General features: G+C 64.0%; 11 protein-coding genes. 7 read left to right on the plus strand and 4 right to left on the minus strand.

Features of this window, described 5'->3' with window-relative positions; all coding sequences use genetic code 11:
* Positions 1 to 101: 101 nt before the first annotated feature.
* The 3 genes from lplT to J8I87_RS05390 all read left to right on the plus strand — a co-directional run bounded on the left by lplT (position 102) and on the right by J8I87_RS05390 (position 5,577).
* On the plus strand, positions 102 to 1,400 hold the full coding sequence (gene lplT / locus J8I87_RS05380) for a lysophospholipid transporter LplT (RefSeq protein ID WP_209930398.1): 1,299 nt from the start codon (positions 102 to 104) through the stop codon (positions 1,398 to 1,400).
* A 126-nt stretch (positions 1,401 to 1,526) separates the two neighbouring features.
* Entirely contained in the window at positions 1,527 to 4,205 is a 2,679-nt protein-coding gene (gene mutS / locus J8I87_RS05385; protein WP_209930399.1) for a DNA mismatch repair protein MutS, read from the plus strand.
* Positions 4,192 to 5,577 (plus strand): hypothetical protein, encoded by a 1,386-nt coding sequence (locus tag J8I87_RS05390; protein ID WP_245253699.1) that lies wholly within the window; start codon positions 4,192 to 4,194, stop codon positions 5,575 to 5,577. Before mutS ends, J8I87_RS05390 begins: the two co-directional genes overlap by 14 nt.
* Here J8I87_RS05390 and J8I87_RS05395 read toward each other — a convergent pair.
* The gene (locus J8I87_RS05395) at positions 5,557 to 6,108 is read right to left on the minus strand and encodes a peptidylprolyl isomerase (protein ID WP_209930400.1); all 552 of its coding nucleotides are present in this window, start codon (positions 6,106 to 6,108) and stop codon (positions 5,557 to 5,559) included. The genes J8I87_RS05390 and J8I87_RS05395 overlap by 21 nt on opposite strands.
* Positions 6,109 to 6,140: 32 nt before the next feature.
* Between J8I87_RS05395 and J8I87_RS05400 the strand changes: the two genes are divergently transcribed.
* On the plus strand, positions 6,141 to 7,391 hold the full coding sequence (locus tag J8I87_RS05400; protein WP_209930401.1) for a cupin domain-containing protein: 1,251 nt from the start codon (positions 6,141 to 6,143) through the stop codon (positions 7,389 to 7,391).
* Between the two features lie 231 nt (positions 7,392 to 7,622).
* Entirely contained in the window at positions 7,623 to 7,898 is a 276-nt protein-coding gene (locus J8I87_RS46235) for a hypothetical protein (protein WP_409518722.1), read from the plus strand.
* A 265-nt stretch (positions 7,899 to 8,163) separates the two neighbouring features.
* Here the strand turns inward: J8I87_RS46235 and J8I87_RS05410 are convergent, their stop codons facing one another.
* The 3 genes from J8I87_RS05410 to J8I87_RS05420 all read right to left on the minus strand — a co-directional run bounded on the left by J8I87_RS05410 (position 8,164) and on the right by J8I87_RS05420 (position 11,789).
* Positions 8,164 to 10,422, minus strand: a complete 2,259-nt coding sequence (locus J8I87_RS05410; RefSeq protein WP_209930402.1) for an ATP-dependent DNA helicase — start codon at positions 10,420 to 10,422, stop codon at positions 8,164 to 8,166.
* A 72-nt stretch (positions 10,423 to 10,494) separates the two neighbouring features.
* Positions 10,495 to 10,713 (minus strand): DUF465 domain-containing protein, encoded by a 219-nt coding sequence (locus J8I87_RS05415; protein ID WP_028368561.1) that lies wholly within the window; start codon positions 10,711 to 10,713, stop codon positions 10,495 to 10,497.
* A gap of 89 nt (positions 10,714 to 10,802) precedes the next feature.
* Positions 10,803 to 11,789, minus strand: a complete 987-nt coding sequence (locus J8I87_RS05420; RefSeq protein WP_409518723.1) for a colicin transporter — start codon at positions 11,787 to 11,789, stop codon at positions 10,803 to 10,805.
* 163 nt (positions 11,790 to 11,952) lie between these two features.
* Here J8I87_RS05420 and J8I87_RS05425 point away from each other — a divergent pair, with 163 nt between their 5' ends.
* On the plus strand, positions 11,953 to 14,280 hold the full coding sequence (locus tag J8I87_RS05425; RefSeq protein ID WP_209930403.1) for a Tex family protein: 2,328 nt from the start codon (positions 11,953 to 11,955) through the stop codon (positions 14,278 to 14,280).
* Positions 14,281 to 14,301: 21 nt separating this feature from the next.
* A partial coding sequence (locus J8I87_RS05430) for a hypothetical protein (RefSeq protein WP_209930404.1) occupies positions 14,302 to 14,566 on the plus strand: 265 nt, incomplete at its 3' end.

Genomic DNA, 14,566 nt, shown 5'->3' on the forward strand with positions numbered 1-14,566 from the left:
GCGCGCGCTGCAAGGCGTCAATGACGGAAAGCTGGCCGGAAAACTCTCCGGGAAGCGCGCTAGCCACGCAAGAATGCGAGCACTGTGTTCCAATCGGGACCATGAAGAAAGGCTTCTACACGATTATCGGGGCGCAGTTCGTGTCGTCGCTCGCCGATAACGCGCTCCTGATCGCGGCGATCGCGCTGCTCACCGAGATCCGCTCGCCTGCGTGGGTCACGCCGCTGCTGCAGATCTTCTTCACGATTTCCTACGTGCTGCTCGCGCCTTTCGTCGGCGCATTCGCCGACGCGCTGCAAAAGCGCCACGTGATGTTCATCTCGAATGCGCTGAAAGCGGGCGGCTGCCTGATGATGATCGGCGGCGTGCATCCGATGATCGCGTACGGCGTGGTCGGCTTCGGCGCAGCTGCCTACTCGCCCGCGAAATACGGCATTCTCACCGAGCTGCTGCCCGCCGAACGGCTCGTGGCGGCGAACGCGTGGCTCGAATCGGCGACGGTGCTGTCGACGATCGTCGGCACGATGCTCGGCGGCGCGCTGATCAGCACGTACGCAGCGCGCTTCGTGCAGCACGCGCACCTGCCGCTGATCCATTCCGCCGCCGATCTCGCGATGCTTGCCGTAATGGTCACGTATGCGATCGCGGCAGCGTTGAACGTCGGCATTCCCGACACGGGCGCGCGCTATCCAAACCGCCTTGTCGAGCCCGGTCAACTCGTCGGCGAATTCGTGCGCTGCTTCAACGTGCTCTGGTCCGACCGTCTCGCGCAGATCGCGCTGTGGGTCACGACGCTGATGTGGGGCGGCGCGGTCACGTTGCAACTGCTCGTGCTGAAGTGGGCGGACGCGAACCTCGGGCTGTCGCTGTCGAAAGCCGCCGTGATGCAGGGCGTGGCGGGCCTGGGCATCGCCATGGGCGCAGCCGCCGCGGCCGCGTGCGTGCCGTTGCGCAGTTCGCTCAAAGTGCTGCCCGTGGGCCTGCTGACGGGTGCCGTCGCCATCGCGATGGCCTTCTACAGCAAGAACCTCTTTCCTCCCGGCGCGGGCCTGCGCGCCGGTCCGCTGTTCGCGCCCGCCTACATCCTGCTCGCCTACCCGCTGATGATCCTGCTCGGCACGCTGTCGGGCTTCTTCATCGTGCCGATGAACGCGATTCTCCAGCATCGCGGCGCCACGCTGCTGAGCGCGGGCCACTCGATCGCCGTGCAGAACTTCAACCAGAATCTCGCCGTGCTGCTGATGCTCGGCGCCTACGCGATCCTGCTGACCGCGAAAATGCCCGTGCAGTGGATCATCGCCGTGTTCGGACTCTTTATCACGGGCATGATGTGGCTCGCGAAGCGACGCAGCGCGGCGAACGCGCACAAGGTCGACATGCGCGCACTGATCGAAGAGTGAGCGTTGCACTGCGAAAGCATACGCATGTGAATATCGCAACGGCAACCTGGCCATCCGGCCAGGTTCGCGCGGCGCGTCGACGGGTTAAACTCTCGCCCTGAACAGTCACGCAAGAAAGACACGAGGATGGGCACTCAAACCGCAACGGCAACCGACATCGCGCAACACACTCCGATGATGCAGCAGTACCTGCGCATCAAGGCGGAGCATCCGGGCACGCTGGTGTTCTACCGGATGGGCGATTTCTACGAGCTGTTTTTCGACGACGCCGAAAAAGCCGCGCGCCTGCTCGATCTGATACTCACGCAGCGCGGCGCGTCGAACGGCAACCCGATCAGGATGGCGGGCGTGCCACATCACGCCGTCGAGCAGTATCTGGCGAAACTGGTCAAGCTCGGCGAGTCGGTCGCGCTCTGCGAGCAGATCGGGGACCCCGCGACGTCGAAGGGCCCTGTCGAGCGCAAGGTCGTGCGCGTCGTGACGCCGGGCACGCTGACGGACGCGGCGCTTCTTTCCGACAAGAGCGATACGTATCTGCTCGCGGCCTGCCCCGCGCACAACCGGCGCGGCGTGGTGACAACCATCGGCCTCGCCTGGATGAACCTGGCAAGCGGCGCGCTGCGGCTCGCGGAAGTCGCGCCCGACCAGGTCGCGGCCGCGCTGGAGCGCATCCGTCCCGCGGAAATTCTCATTGCTGACGCGCCCTCGTCGAGCGAGTCGAACGCATGGACGCTGCCCTCCGGCTTCGGCGCGGTTACGCGCGTGCCCGTCTGGCACTTCGATGTCGCCTCGGGCACGCAGCGGCTGTGCGACCAGCTGGAGGTCGCGAGCCTCGACGGCTTCGGCGCGCATTCGCTATCGAGCGCTTGCGGCGCGGCGGGCGCATTGCTGCTGTACGCGGCGGCGACGCAAGGCCAGCAACTGCGCCACGTGCGCAGCCTGAAGGTCGAGTACGAATCGGAGTACATCGGGCTCGATCCCTCCACACGCCGCAATCTCGAACTGACGGAAACGCTGCGCGGCACTGATTCGCCGACGCTCTGCTCGCTGCTCGACACCTGCTGCACGACGATGGGAAGCCGTCTGCTGCGTCACTGGCTGCATCATCCGCCGCGCGACGCGTCGTTTGCGCAGGCACGCCAGCAGGCCATTGGCGCGCTGCTCGACGCGCCGCCTCACGCGAGCCTCGACGCGCTGCGCAGCGCATTGCGGCAGATTTCGGATATCGAGCGCATCACCGGGCGGCTCGCGCTTCTGTCGGCGCGTCCGCGCGACCTGTCGAGTCTGCGCGACACGTTCATCGCATTACCCGAGCTACGCACTCAACTGACGGCCGTCGCGGCCGCTGCCGATTCGCTTGCGCGCATCGATACGTCGCTGGAACCGCCCGCCGAGTGCGTCGATCTCCTCAAGCGCGCCGTCGCACAGGAGCCCGCCGCGATGGTTCGCGACGGCGGCGTGGTTGCGCGCGGCTACGACACAGAGCTCGATGAGCTACGAGATATTTCGGAGAACTGCGGACAGTTCCTGATCGACCTCGAAACGCGGGAACGCGCGCGGACGGGCATCAACAATCTGCGCGTCGAGTACAACAAGGTGCATGGCTTCTATATCGAAGTGACGCGCGGACAGACAGATAAGGTTCCCGACGACTACCGCCGCCGTCAGACGCTGAAGAACGCCGAGCGCTACATCACGCCCGAACTGAAGACGTTCGAAGACAAGGCGCTGTCCGCGCAGGAACGCGCGCTGTCGCGCGAAAAGGCGCTGTATGACGCGCTGCTGCAAACGCTGCTGCCCTTTATCGCCGATTGCCAGCGCGTCGCTTCGGCGCTGGCCGAACTCGATCTGCTCGCCGCATTCGCCGAACGGGCGCGCGCGCTCGACTGGGTCGCGCCGAGCTTTACCGCGACGGGCGGCATCGAGATCGAGCAGGGCCGGCATCCCGTCGTCGAGGCGCAGGTCGAACAGTTCATCGCGAACGACTGCGTGCTCCATCCCGAGCGCAAGCTGCTGCTGATCACAGGTCCGAACATGGGCGGTAAATCGACCTTCATGCGTCAGACCGCCCTGATCGCCTTGATGGCGCATGTCGGCAGTTATGTGCCGGCGCGCCGCGCGTCGTTTGGCCCGATCGATCGCATTTTCACGCGCATCGGCGCCGCCGACGATCTGGCGGGCGGACGCTCGACCTTCATGGTCGAGATGACGGAAGCCGCCGCCATCCTGAACGACGCGACGCCGCAAAGTCTCGTGCTGATGGACGAAATCGGCCGCGGCACGTCGACGTTCGACGGCCTTGCGCTCGCGTGGGCCATCGCGCGGCACCTGCTCGCGCACAACGGCTGCCATACGCTGTTCGCAACGCATTATTTCGAGCTGACGCAATTGCCCGCCGAGTTCCCGCACGCGGCCAACGTCCATTTGTCGGCGGTCGAGCATGGTCACGGCATCGTGTTCCTACACGCCGTCAACGAAGGCCCTGCGAACCAGAGCTATGGCCTTCAGGTCGCGCAACTGGCGGGCGTGCCGAATGCGGTGATTCGCGCCGCGCGCAAGCACCTCGCGTATCTGGAGCAGCAGTCGGCGGCGCAGCCCACGCCGCAACTCGATCTGTTCGCGGCCCCCGTTGCGATGCTGGAAGACGCCGACGACGAACCCGCCGCGCCGGCACCGGACACCGCCACGCAGGCACTCGTCGAACGGCTGCGTGCGATCGATCCGAATGATCTGCGCCCACGCGACGCGCTCGATCTGCTGTACGAACTGCATGAACTGGCCAAGTCGCCAGATGCACACCACTGACGCGCGGATTGCTCACGCGCGGCCGCACGGTCGCCGCTTGCGCGGCGGACCGCGCGCTGTTGCGCTTGCTGCCGCCCTCGCTGCCGCGCTGTCGGTCGTCACGTCAGGCCAGACGTCGTATGCAAAGGAACCCGCGCCGCACTACGCATTCGCTGTCATCGGCAGCACGCTGCAGCGCCCCACCGACGAGCCGCTCACGCAGCGCCTGCTCGATGCCATCGGACGCGACCCCGACGTGTCGTTCGTCGTCTACGACGGCAATCTGAAGAGCGGCAAGGAAGCGTGTCACGACTCGCTTTTCGAAACGCGCCATACGCTGCTCGAAGCGTCGAAGCCCGCGCTCGTCTTCATTCCCGGCCAGCACGACTGGGCCGATTGCGGTACGGCGGAAGCAGGCGGCTACGATCCCGTCGAGCGTCTTGATCTGTTGCGGCAAACGCTGTTCGCCGATGCGTCGTCAATGGGACAGAATCCAATCCCGCTCGCGCGCGAAAGCGAAGTGTCGCGTTTCCGGTCCTTTCGTGAAAACGTGCGCTGGCAGTTTGGCGATACCGTGTTCGTCGGGCTGAACGTGCCCGGCCCGAACAATCACTATCTGTACGCTGGCGGGCGCAACGGCGAGTTCGAAGACCGCGTGATCGCGAATGCATTCTGGCTCGACCATGCCGCCGAGTACGCGAAACGCCGCGATGCCCGCGCGATCGTCGTACTGGTTCAAGGCGACTTCGATCCCGAGCGCTATGAGCGCCCGGAGCGCTTCGCGTGGCTGCGCTTCGGGCATCGATCGAAGCGTGATGGCTTTCTCGAGTTCAAGCGCAGTCTGGTCAAGCTGGCCGACACGTTTCGCGGTCCCGTTGTCGTGATTCATCAGGATGACGATCGAACGCACGCGGGCTTTATGATCGATCAGCCGCTGCGCAACGATAAAGGCGATCTGGTGACGAATCTGACGCGCATCGCATTCGCGCCGCGTAGTCCTCAGAATCAGTGGATACAGGTCAGTGTCGATCTTGCGAAGCGGCCGCCGCTTCGCGTCAGCGTGCGCGATGTTCCGAAGAATCTGCCACTGCCGACCGCGCCCGCCCTGCCGTCGCACAGCGACTATGCGCCGACGCCGTTGCCACCGTCGATGCCCGCCGTGCCGGGCTCCGCGCCCGCTTCCGAATTGCCGCCCATCCTTCCCGAACCTGCGCGTCCGGCGTCGGCGGACCCCGGCAACGGCATCAACGGCTCGAACTACCGATACGGACCGCCAGATGCGACAACGGGCGCTTACGCGCCCGCTTCTGGAACTGCTTCACGTTCCGGCCTTGCCCCAACCTACCCCGGCCCGGGCGTCACCCCTGCGAGTTCAGTGCAGCGTGGGCCGTGACGGTTCGGCATCGTCGGAATCGTCTTCGTCATCGTCTTCATCAACGATTTCGAGACCGCTCGCGCCATGTGCGTGCTCGTGCTGGATTTCGTCTTCCGTCGCCTCGCGCACGTCCTTCACCGTCAGCTTGAAACGCAGCGCCATGCCTGCGAGCGGATGATTGCCGTCGAGCACGACCTTGTCTTCGGCGACGTCCGTCACCGTGTAAATCAGCGAATCGAGGTCTTCATCGCCCTCTTCCGGCGTGCCTTCGAATTGCATGCCGATTTCGAGCGGCTCGGGGAAACGGCTGCGCGGCTCGATCTTCACGAGTTCGGGGTCGTATTCGCCGAACGCGTCCTGCGGTTCGAGCTGGATCTGGGTTTCGAAGCCGGGCTCATGGCCGTCGAGCTCTTCCTCGATCTTGGGGAACGTGCCATCATAGCCGCCGTGCAGATAAACCATCGGCTCGTCGCTTTCCTCGATCAGATTGCCTTGCGCATCCGACAGCTTGTAAGCGACCGATACGACGGTGTTCTTTGCGATTTTCATTCGATTCTCCAGATTACGACTCACATTATACGATGCCCGTGCGGCCCCCTGACTACCCCGCTGGCAAAGCTTCAGCGCGCGCTCTCCCGACTTCCGTCTTCGCTTCTCCAGCACCCTCGCCCGACGAGCCTACGGCACTTCTGGGCAATCTGACGCCGTCGCAATTCATGCGACGTTATTGGCAGAAAAAGCCGCTTCTGATCCGCCAAGCCATTCCCGGTATCGCAGCGCCGCTTGCGCGTGACGAGCTGTTCGAACTGGCCGACCAGGACGAGGTCGAATCGCGCCTCATCACGCACTTTCGCAACAAGTGGCAGCTTGAGCATGGCCCGTTTGCTGCAGACGAGCTGCCCTCTGTCAAACAACGCGCATGGACGCTGCTCGTGCAAGGCGTCGATCTGCATAACGACAGCGCTCGCGCATTACTTGACCGCTTCCGCTTCGTTCCCGACGCGCGCCTCGACGACCTGATGATCTCGTACGCGACAGATGGCGGCGGCGTCGGTCCTCATTTCGACTCCTACGACGTGTTCCTGTTGCAGGTGCATGGCAAACGCCGCTGGCGGATCGGCGCGCAACGCGATCTGTCGCTGCAGCCGGGACTGCCGCTGAAAGTCCTGCAACGCTTCGAAGCCGACGAGGAATGGCTGCTGGAACCCGGCGACATGCTTTATCTGCCGCCGCACATCGCGCATGACGGCGTCGCGGAAGGCGAATGCATGACCTGTTCGATCGGTTTTCGCGCGCCGTCCACGAACGAGCTGACGGCGCAATTCCTCTACTACCTTGCAGAACGCGGCGAAACGAGCGGGTCGCGCGACGGCGCAGCGCCGCTCTATCGCGACCCGCAGCAACCGGCCGTCTCGCGGCCCGCCCAACTGCCCGCCGCGCTCGTGGACAAGGTGGGCGCGATCCTTGCAAAGATCGCCTGGAGCGAAAAGGACATTTCATCGTTCCTCGGCACGTATCTGAGCGAGCCGAAGCCAAGCGTCGTGTTCGATCCGCCCGAAAAGCCGCTCAATGAAGCCCGCTTTGTGAAGCGCGCAATCAGCCAAGGCGTGCGTCTCGACCGCAAGACAGTGCTGCTTTATGACAATCTTTCTTTTTATCTGAATGGAGAAAAAAGCAGGCTTGCGGACGTCAAAAATTGGGTGATTGAACTCGCCGACACGCGTTGTCTGAGTGCGAAACGCTTTGTAACACTCTCACAGCAATCGTCGGTGACAGCACTACTACACGAGTGGTATCGTGCGGGCTGGATACAGATGGGTGAACTGAGATAAGATTCGCTCCGCTGTCATACCGTATAGCGAAAAATTGTCTGAGAAAGACAACGTATTGGCCCCGGATTTGTCGACGGTCAGTATGAAAGTGCATATAATTTCCGCCCAAGCCGTAGGGAAGATTCACGCTCATGAAGTGCGGTCTCCACCAGCGGCCCAGGTCGGTGTTGGAGCACATTACCGGTATTATTTTGCGCTGTTGCTTACCTTTAACCATAAAAGGACGTGATCATGAAGAAATCCCTCCTCGTAGCATCCCTGTTGGCAGCTGTGGCACTGGCTGCATGCAACAAGAGCAGCGAACAGGCAGCTGCCCCGGCTAGCGACGCTGCTGCCGCCTCGGCACCGGCTGCTGCCGCTTCGGAGTCGGCTGCTGCCGCTTCGGGCGCTGCTGCTGCTGCGAGCGACGCTGCTGCTTCGGCTTCGACGGCTGCTTCGGACGCAGGCGCTGCTGCTTCGGACGCTGCTGCTTCGGCAGCTGCTCCCGCTTCGGGCGCAAGCCAGTAAGCTGTAGCACAGGGTTCGCCTCAGGGCGAAAACTGCAACGGGAAGTCCAAGGGCTTCCCGGGCGAAAAACAAAACGCCACGGTTCATACCGTGGCGTTTTGTTTTATGCGTCGTCTTTTATATCGCGGTTATTCCGGCTGCATGCCGCATTAGATCCATTTGGCTTCAGGCATTTTTAATGCGACATCACGCGGTATTACCTTGTGCGCAATAACTCGCCCGTTGCATCGGCAACATTGTGTATTGATGCAACGGACGCTCGCATTCAAGCCTGCGCGTTCTCTTCGAAAAATTCCCGCACGACATCGAACTCGCGCGTGCGTTTGAACGGCGGCAGGCTCTGCCAGATCCGGCGCCCGTACGGCTTATCGACGAGCCGCGTATCGCAGATCATCAGCACGCCGCGATCGGTCTCCGAGCGGATAAGACGCCCGGCGCCCTGCTTGAGCGTAATCACCGCCTGCGGCAGCTGATGGACGGCAAACGGACTCAAGCCTTTCTTCGCCAACGCGTCGAGCCGTGCGGACAATACGGGGTCGTCAGGCGGCGCGAAAGGCAGCTTGTCGATGATGACGAGCGACAACGCATCGCCGCGCACATCGACGCCTTCCCAGAAGCTCTGACTGCCCACGAGAATCGCATTGCCGTATGCGCGGAAGCGATCGAGCAACTCCGTGCGGCTCGCATCGCCCTGCACGAGCAATGGCATGTTCCAGCCGCGCGATTCGATGACGTCGCGCAGCTTCGACGCGATGCGATCGACGGCGCGCAGCGTCGTGCACAGCATGAAAACGCCGCCGCCCGATGCTTCGATTGCGGGCAACGCGGCATCGAATACGGCGTCGGTGAACATCGGCGACGACGGCTGCGGCAAATTGCGCGGCACGTACAAAAGCCCCTGCGCGTCGTAGTCGAACGGGCTCGGCAGCGTCATCGAGCGACGCGAATTGAGGCCCATCTGCGCCGCATAGTGCGTGAAGTCGCCGCGCACCGACAGTGTCGCCGACGTGAAAATCCATGCGCGCGGCACGCCCGCGCGCTGCTTCGCGAAGATTGGCGCGACGGACAGTGGCGTTTCATGCAACTGCACGGTATGCGAGAACACTTCGATCCAGCGGACCTTTTCGTTTGGGTCGCCGTTCGGCTCGGTGGATGCGGAACCCGACGCCGCGTCACGTTCCGTTTCCGTGGGCGGCGTCGTCCAGCCCGACAATACGTCCTGCAACTCACGCGCGCGACGCAGCAGCGCGGCCAGCGACTCGGCGCGTTCCGACTGGCCCGCGAGCGCGGCGGCAAGCGCGTCGAGCTCCGTTTCGACGGTTTCGAGCGCCGGGAACAGCGGATGATCGTCGGGCAACTGCCCGATCGACAGGCGTACCGAATCTTCCTTGAACGCCAGACGCACGTCGCGAGCTGAACGTTCGAGCGCCGCGCCGAGCTTCACCCAGTCGACGGCATCGCGCGCATGGCCGAGACCTTCGGCGACCGAGTCGCGCGCGAGTTCGAGAAACTGCGTGGTCGACAGCGTCTCGCCAAAAAAGAGCGTCGCGGTTTCGGGCAACTGATGCGCTTCGTCGAAGATGACCGTGTTCGCCATAGGCAGCAGCTCCGCCATGCCCGTATCGCGCAGCATGATGTCGGCGAAGAACAGATGGTGATTCACGACCACGATGTCGGCCTGCTGCGCCTCGCGGCGCGCCTGCATCACGAAGCAGTCCTTGTAATGCGGACATTCCTGGCCGAGGCAGTTGTCGCGCGTGGACGTCACCATCGCCCAGACGGCTGCCGTTTCAGGCACGCTCGCGAGTTCAGCCTTGTCGCCCGTGCGCGTGATCTTTGCGAAACGGACGATGTCCTGCAAATACGACGTTTCTTGCCGCGACGGCAGACGGCCGTTGTCGGCTGTGCGCTGCAGATAGTAGTGACACAGATAGTTCGCGCGGCCCTTGAGCATCGCGACGGACACGGGCACGGCGAGGGCATCGCGCACGGTCGGAATGTCGCGTTGAAACAGCTGATCCTGCAGGTGCTTGGTGCCCGTCGACACGATGACCTTGCCGCCCCACAACATCGCGGGCACAAGGTACGCATAGGTCTTGCCCGTGCCCGTCCCTGCCTCGACGATCAGCGTGTTCTCACCGCCCTCGGGATTGCCCTCTGCGGCGGCTGCCTCGTTTGGCGCGGACTGTCCCGCCGAAGCCGCTGACGACTGCTGCAGACGCCGCGCCGGACGCTTTTGCGCCTCGAACATCGCGGGCTCGGGCATCGCGCGGCCCGATGCTTCCATCGCGGCGGCCACGGCGCGCGCCATCTCGATCTGCGACGCACGCGGCCGATAGCCGTCGATCTGACGCGCGAGCAGCCCCTCGGCGGCGAAGATGTCGGCGAGCTCGGACGCTCGCTTGTGAGTCAGCGTCGCGGCGAGCGCGCCGCCACCCGACGCGGCTTTTGCGGCGCGCTCGTCGCGCGCAGGCGCATCGTCGGCGCTCGCCGGACGGGAAGAAGATTGAAGCGGTGAATTCAAGGCAAGCGGTTCCTGCAAAGTCGGGCGCGCGCCACAAACTGAACGAGGCCGGCGCCTGCCTGGCCGCTTTCGTCAGCTGCGCGCTTCCGGTTCAAGCTGCAATTGCAGCAGGATGATGGTGTCCTTGACCTTGAGTTTGCGCTTTTTCAGGCGCTGTATCTCGAGGTCGTCGATGCCGGGTTCCTCGGACATCCGGTCGATCAACCGGTCGAGTCCACTGTGCTCCGACTCCAGTTGCAGAATGCGGTCGCGCAGTGTGTCCGCGTTGATGACGCGATGATGGTCGCGCATGCTCGCCTCCTCTTTCGATACGGCGAAGGCCGCGCCGCGCGGTCGCTCCGCTCGAGGTTGCTGTCCGGCCTGAAACGCGTTGATGCTCGTTACTGCTGCTTTTGTTGCTGCTTTTGTTGCTGCTCGAGCTGCTGTTGCTGCTTCGCCTGCTCTTCCTGCTTCTGCTTCGTCTTTTCGGCCGCCTGCTTCTGGCGCGCCTCGACGTCGGCCTTGTGCTGCGCGGCGTCCGTCTGCTTCTGCTCGAAGCGCTGCTGCTTCTCGACGCGCTCCTGCGCCTTCTGCGCGGCCTGCTGGTGCGCTTGATCGAGCTTGCGCTGGAAGTCGGCCTGCTTCGCATCGTAGGCCTTCTGGTTCGCCGCCGCCTGCGACGGCGAGATGCCGCGTTGCGCCTGATCGATTGCGTGCTGCTGCTGCTTTTGCTGGTACGCCTGCGCGTTCGCGGCGCGCTGCGGCGCTTCCGCCTCGCGCTGCGCCTCGTTCAACTGATGCTGGCGCTGCTTGTCCTCATACGCCTGCGCATTGCGCGCATCCTGCGCGGCGCGCGCCGGCGCATCGGCCTCATACTGCGCGCGCTTGACGGCCGCCTGCTCGTCGCGTTGACGCGCGTGCTCCACACGCTTTTCGTCGTCCAGCGCGAGTTGCTCCTTGCGGATGTCGGCCGCGACGACGCGCATCTCGTCACGCGCCGAGTTCAGGCAGTGATTGACGAAAAACTTGCTATAACAGTTGTGCTGGGCAACGGCGTAGCGGTAGTCGTTCTCCGCCGTGCGGGCGTCGAGCGCTTTCTGCCGCGCATCGAAGTCGTTCGCTGCCAAAGCCTGCCCGCTGCCCTGCGCCGATACGTCCGATGCAGCGGACACCGCCGCGGCCGTTGGCGCATCGGGCGCCTCCTGCGCAAAGACAGGCGCACTCATGGCCAACGCCAGTGACGCCGCGAGCGCGGCAAACCCGATGGCAGCCGAAGCAACCTGCGGCCTGCGGACGGGCGATGCAAGCGGAGATCGGAACGAAGATCCGGGCAGAATTCCGGACGTGAGGCGTGAGGTCGGCAACGTCGTAGATGGGCAACGGAACATGCCTGAAATTCTATCATCCCGCGCTTGAGCGCTCGGTCATTTATGGCAAAATGCCCCGCTCCAGCGAGCTTTCACGAGCTTTGGCGACTTTTCCGCAACCCGGCCGCCGCACGCTTCGCGCGAGAGCGGCCACAGTCGAATCCGGCAGGAACATCAAGACCCTATGACGGACAACGTAGCACTCAAGATCGTACAGCGCATCGCCACCGAACTGACCGTGCAGCCGCGCCAGGTCGCGGCAGCAGTCGAACTACTCGATGAAGGCGCGACTGTTCCGTTTATCGCCCGGTACCGGAAGGAAGTCACCGGCAACCTCGACGACACGCAACTGCGCACGCTCGAAGAGCGCCTGCTCTATCTGCGCGAACTCGAAGACCGGCGCGCCGCGATCATCGCGAGCATCGACGAGCAAGGCAAGCTGACGGACGAACTGCGCGCCGCGATCGAAGGCGCCGACAGCAAGCAGGTGCTCGAAGACCTCTATCTGCCGTACAAGCCGAAGCGCCGCACGCGCGCGCAAATCGCCCGCGAAGCCGGCCTGCAGCCGCTCGCCGACGCGTTGCTCGCCAATCCTCTGCTCGATCCGCAAACGGAAGCCGCGCAATACGTCGATGCCGAGAAAGGCGTCGCGGACGTCAAGGCCGCGCTCGACGGCGCGCGCGACATTCTCTCCGAGCAGTTCGGCGAAACAGCCGAGGTGCTCGGCAAGCTGCGTGATTATCTGTTCAATCAGGGCGTCGTGGCGTCGACGGTCGTGGAAGGCAAGGAAGGCGAAGAAGGCGAGAAATTCCGCGACTACTACGACTATTCGGAAACGATCCGAACCGTGCCGTCGCATCGCGCACTCGCGCTGTTCCGCGGCCGCAATGCGGGCGTTCTGACGATCAAGCTGGGGCTCGGCGAAGAACTCGACGCACAGGTGCCGCATCCGGGCGAAGCGATGATCGCGCGCCACTTCGGCATCGCAAACCAGGGCCGGCCCGCCGACAAGTGGCTGTCCGACGTGTGCCGCTGGTGCTGGCGCGTGAAGGTGCAGCCGCATATCGAAAACGAACTGCTGACAAATCTGCGCGAAGCCGCCGAGAGCGAAGCGATCCGCGTGTTCGCCCGCAACCTGAAGGACCTGTTGCTCGCCGCGCCGGCGGGCCCGAAGGCCGTGATCGGCCTCGATCCCGGCCTGCGCACGGGCGTAAAGGTTGCGGTCGTCGATCGTACGGGCAAGCTGCTCGCCACCGATACGATCTACCCGCACGAGCCGCGCCGCGACTGGGACGGCTCGATTGCGAAGCTCGCGCGCATCGCCGCGCAGACGCACGCGGAACTGGTCAGCATTGGCAACGGCACGGCATCGCGCGAAACGGACAAGCTCGCGAGTGAGCTGATGTCGCGTCACCCCGAACTGAAGCTGCAGAAGATCGTCGTGTCGGAAGCGGGCGCTTCCGTGTATTCGGCGTCGGAACTCGCGGCGAAGGAATTCCCGGAACTGGACGTGTCGCTGCGCGGCGCGGTGTCGATCGCGCGCCGTCTGCAAGACCCGCTCGCCGAACTCGTGAAGATCGAGCCGAAGGCAATCGGCGTCGGCCAGTATCAGCATGACGTGAACCAGCGCGAGCTCGCGCGTTCGCTTGATGCCGTCGTCGAAGATTGCGTGAATGCCGTCGGCGTGGATGCGAACACGGCGTCCGTCGCGCTACTCGCGCGGGTGTCCGGCCTGAACGCGACGCTCGCGCGCAACATCGTCGATTACCGCGATACGAACGGCCCCTTCCCGACGCGCGAGCATCTGCGCAAGGTGCCGCGTCTGGGCGACAAGACATTCGAGCAGGCTGCGGGCTTTTTGCGCATCAACGGCGGCGAGAACCCCCTCGACCGCTCGTCCGTGCACCCGGAGGCGTATCCCGTCGTCGAACGGATGCTCGCGAAGATCAGCAAGAGCATCGGTGAAGTGCTGGGCAATCGTGATGCGCTTGGCCGCTTGTCACCCGGCGAGTTCGTCGACGATCGCTTCGGTCTGCCGACCGTGCGCGACATTCTCGTGGAACTTGAAAAGCCGGGCCGCGATCCGCGCCCCGAGTTCAAGACGGCGACCTTCCGCGAAGGCGTCGAGAAGATTTCCGATCTTTCGCCGGGCATGGTGCTCGAAGGCGTCGTGACGAACGTGGCTGCATTCGGTGCCTTTATCGATATCGGCGTGCATCAGGACGGACTCGTGCACGTGTCGGCGATGTCGACGAAGTTCATCAAGGACCCGCATGAAGTCGTGAAAGCGGGGCAGATCGTCAAGGTGAAGGTGCTCGAAGTCGATGTGAAGCGCCAGCGGATCTCGCTGACGATGCGCCTCGACGATGATTTCGCCGCGGGTGCCGCGGGCCGTGTCGGTAGTCAGCCGGACCGGAATATGGGTCGGGGCGCGCGCCCGCACCAGCAGCGTTCGCGGGAAGCGGAGCCGGTCAATGCCATGGCGGCGGCATTTGCAAAGTTGAAGAGGTAGGCATCGGCGAAGCGGCTCGCCTTGGCTTGCGCGGATATCCGCGATGCGGTTGGTTTTGCCGCTGTCGCGGGCATCCGCGAATGCGGTTTGCTTTGCCACTATCGCGGGCATCCGCGATGCGGTTTGTGTTTTGCCGCTGTCGCTGGCATCCGCGATGCGGTTTGTCTTTTGCCGCTGTCGCTGGCATCCGCGATGCGCCTCGCGGCGCAGGCGTTGCCCCTGTGCGGGGCGGCACCTACTTTTCTTTGCCGGCTGCAAAGAAAAGTAGGCAAAAGAAAGCAGCTCA

The organism is Paraburkholderia sp. LEh10, from assembly GCF_017814945.1.
Classification (GTDB): domain Bacteria; phylum Pseudomonadota; class Gammaproteobacteria; order Burkholderiales; family Burkholderiaceae; genus Paraburkholderia.

Coding starts and splice junctions, on each gene's coding strand:
- mutS (WP_209930399.1), top strand. CDS start 1,527: ATGGGCACTCAAACCGCAACGGCAACCGACATCGCGCAACACACTCCG.
- J8I87_RS05395 (WP_209930400.1), bottom strand. CDS start 6,108: ATGAAAATCGCAAAGAACACCGTCGTATCGGTCGCTTACAAGCTGTCG.
- J8I87_RS05420 (WP_409518723.1), bottom strand. CDS start 11,789: ATGTTCCGTTGCCCATCTACGACGTTGCCGACCTCACGCCTCACGTCC.
- J8I87_RS46235 (WP_409518722.1), top strand. CDS start 7,623: ATGAAGAAATCCCTCCTCGTAGCATCCCTGTTGGCAGCTGTGGCACTG.
- lplT (WP_209930398.1), top strand. CDS start 102: ATGAAGAAAGGCTTCTACACGATTATCGGGGCGCAGTTCGTGTCGTCG.
- J8I87_RS05425 (WP_209930403.1), top strand. CDS start 11,953: ATGACGGACAACGTAGCACTCAAGATCGTACAGCGCATCGCCACCGAA.
- J8I87_RS05390 (WP_245253699.1), top strand. CDS start 4,192: ATGCACACCACTGACGCGCGGATTGCTCACGCGCGGCCGCACGGTCGC.
- J8I87_RS05400 (WP_209930401.1), top strand. CDS start 6,141: ATGCCCGTGCGGCCCCCTGACTACCCCGCTGGCAAAGCTTCAGCGCGC.
- J8I87_RS05415 (WP_028368561.1), bottom strand. CDS start 10,713: ATGCGCGACCATCATCGCGTCATCAACGCGGACACACTGCGCGACCGC.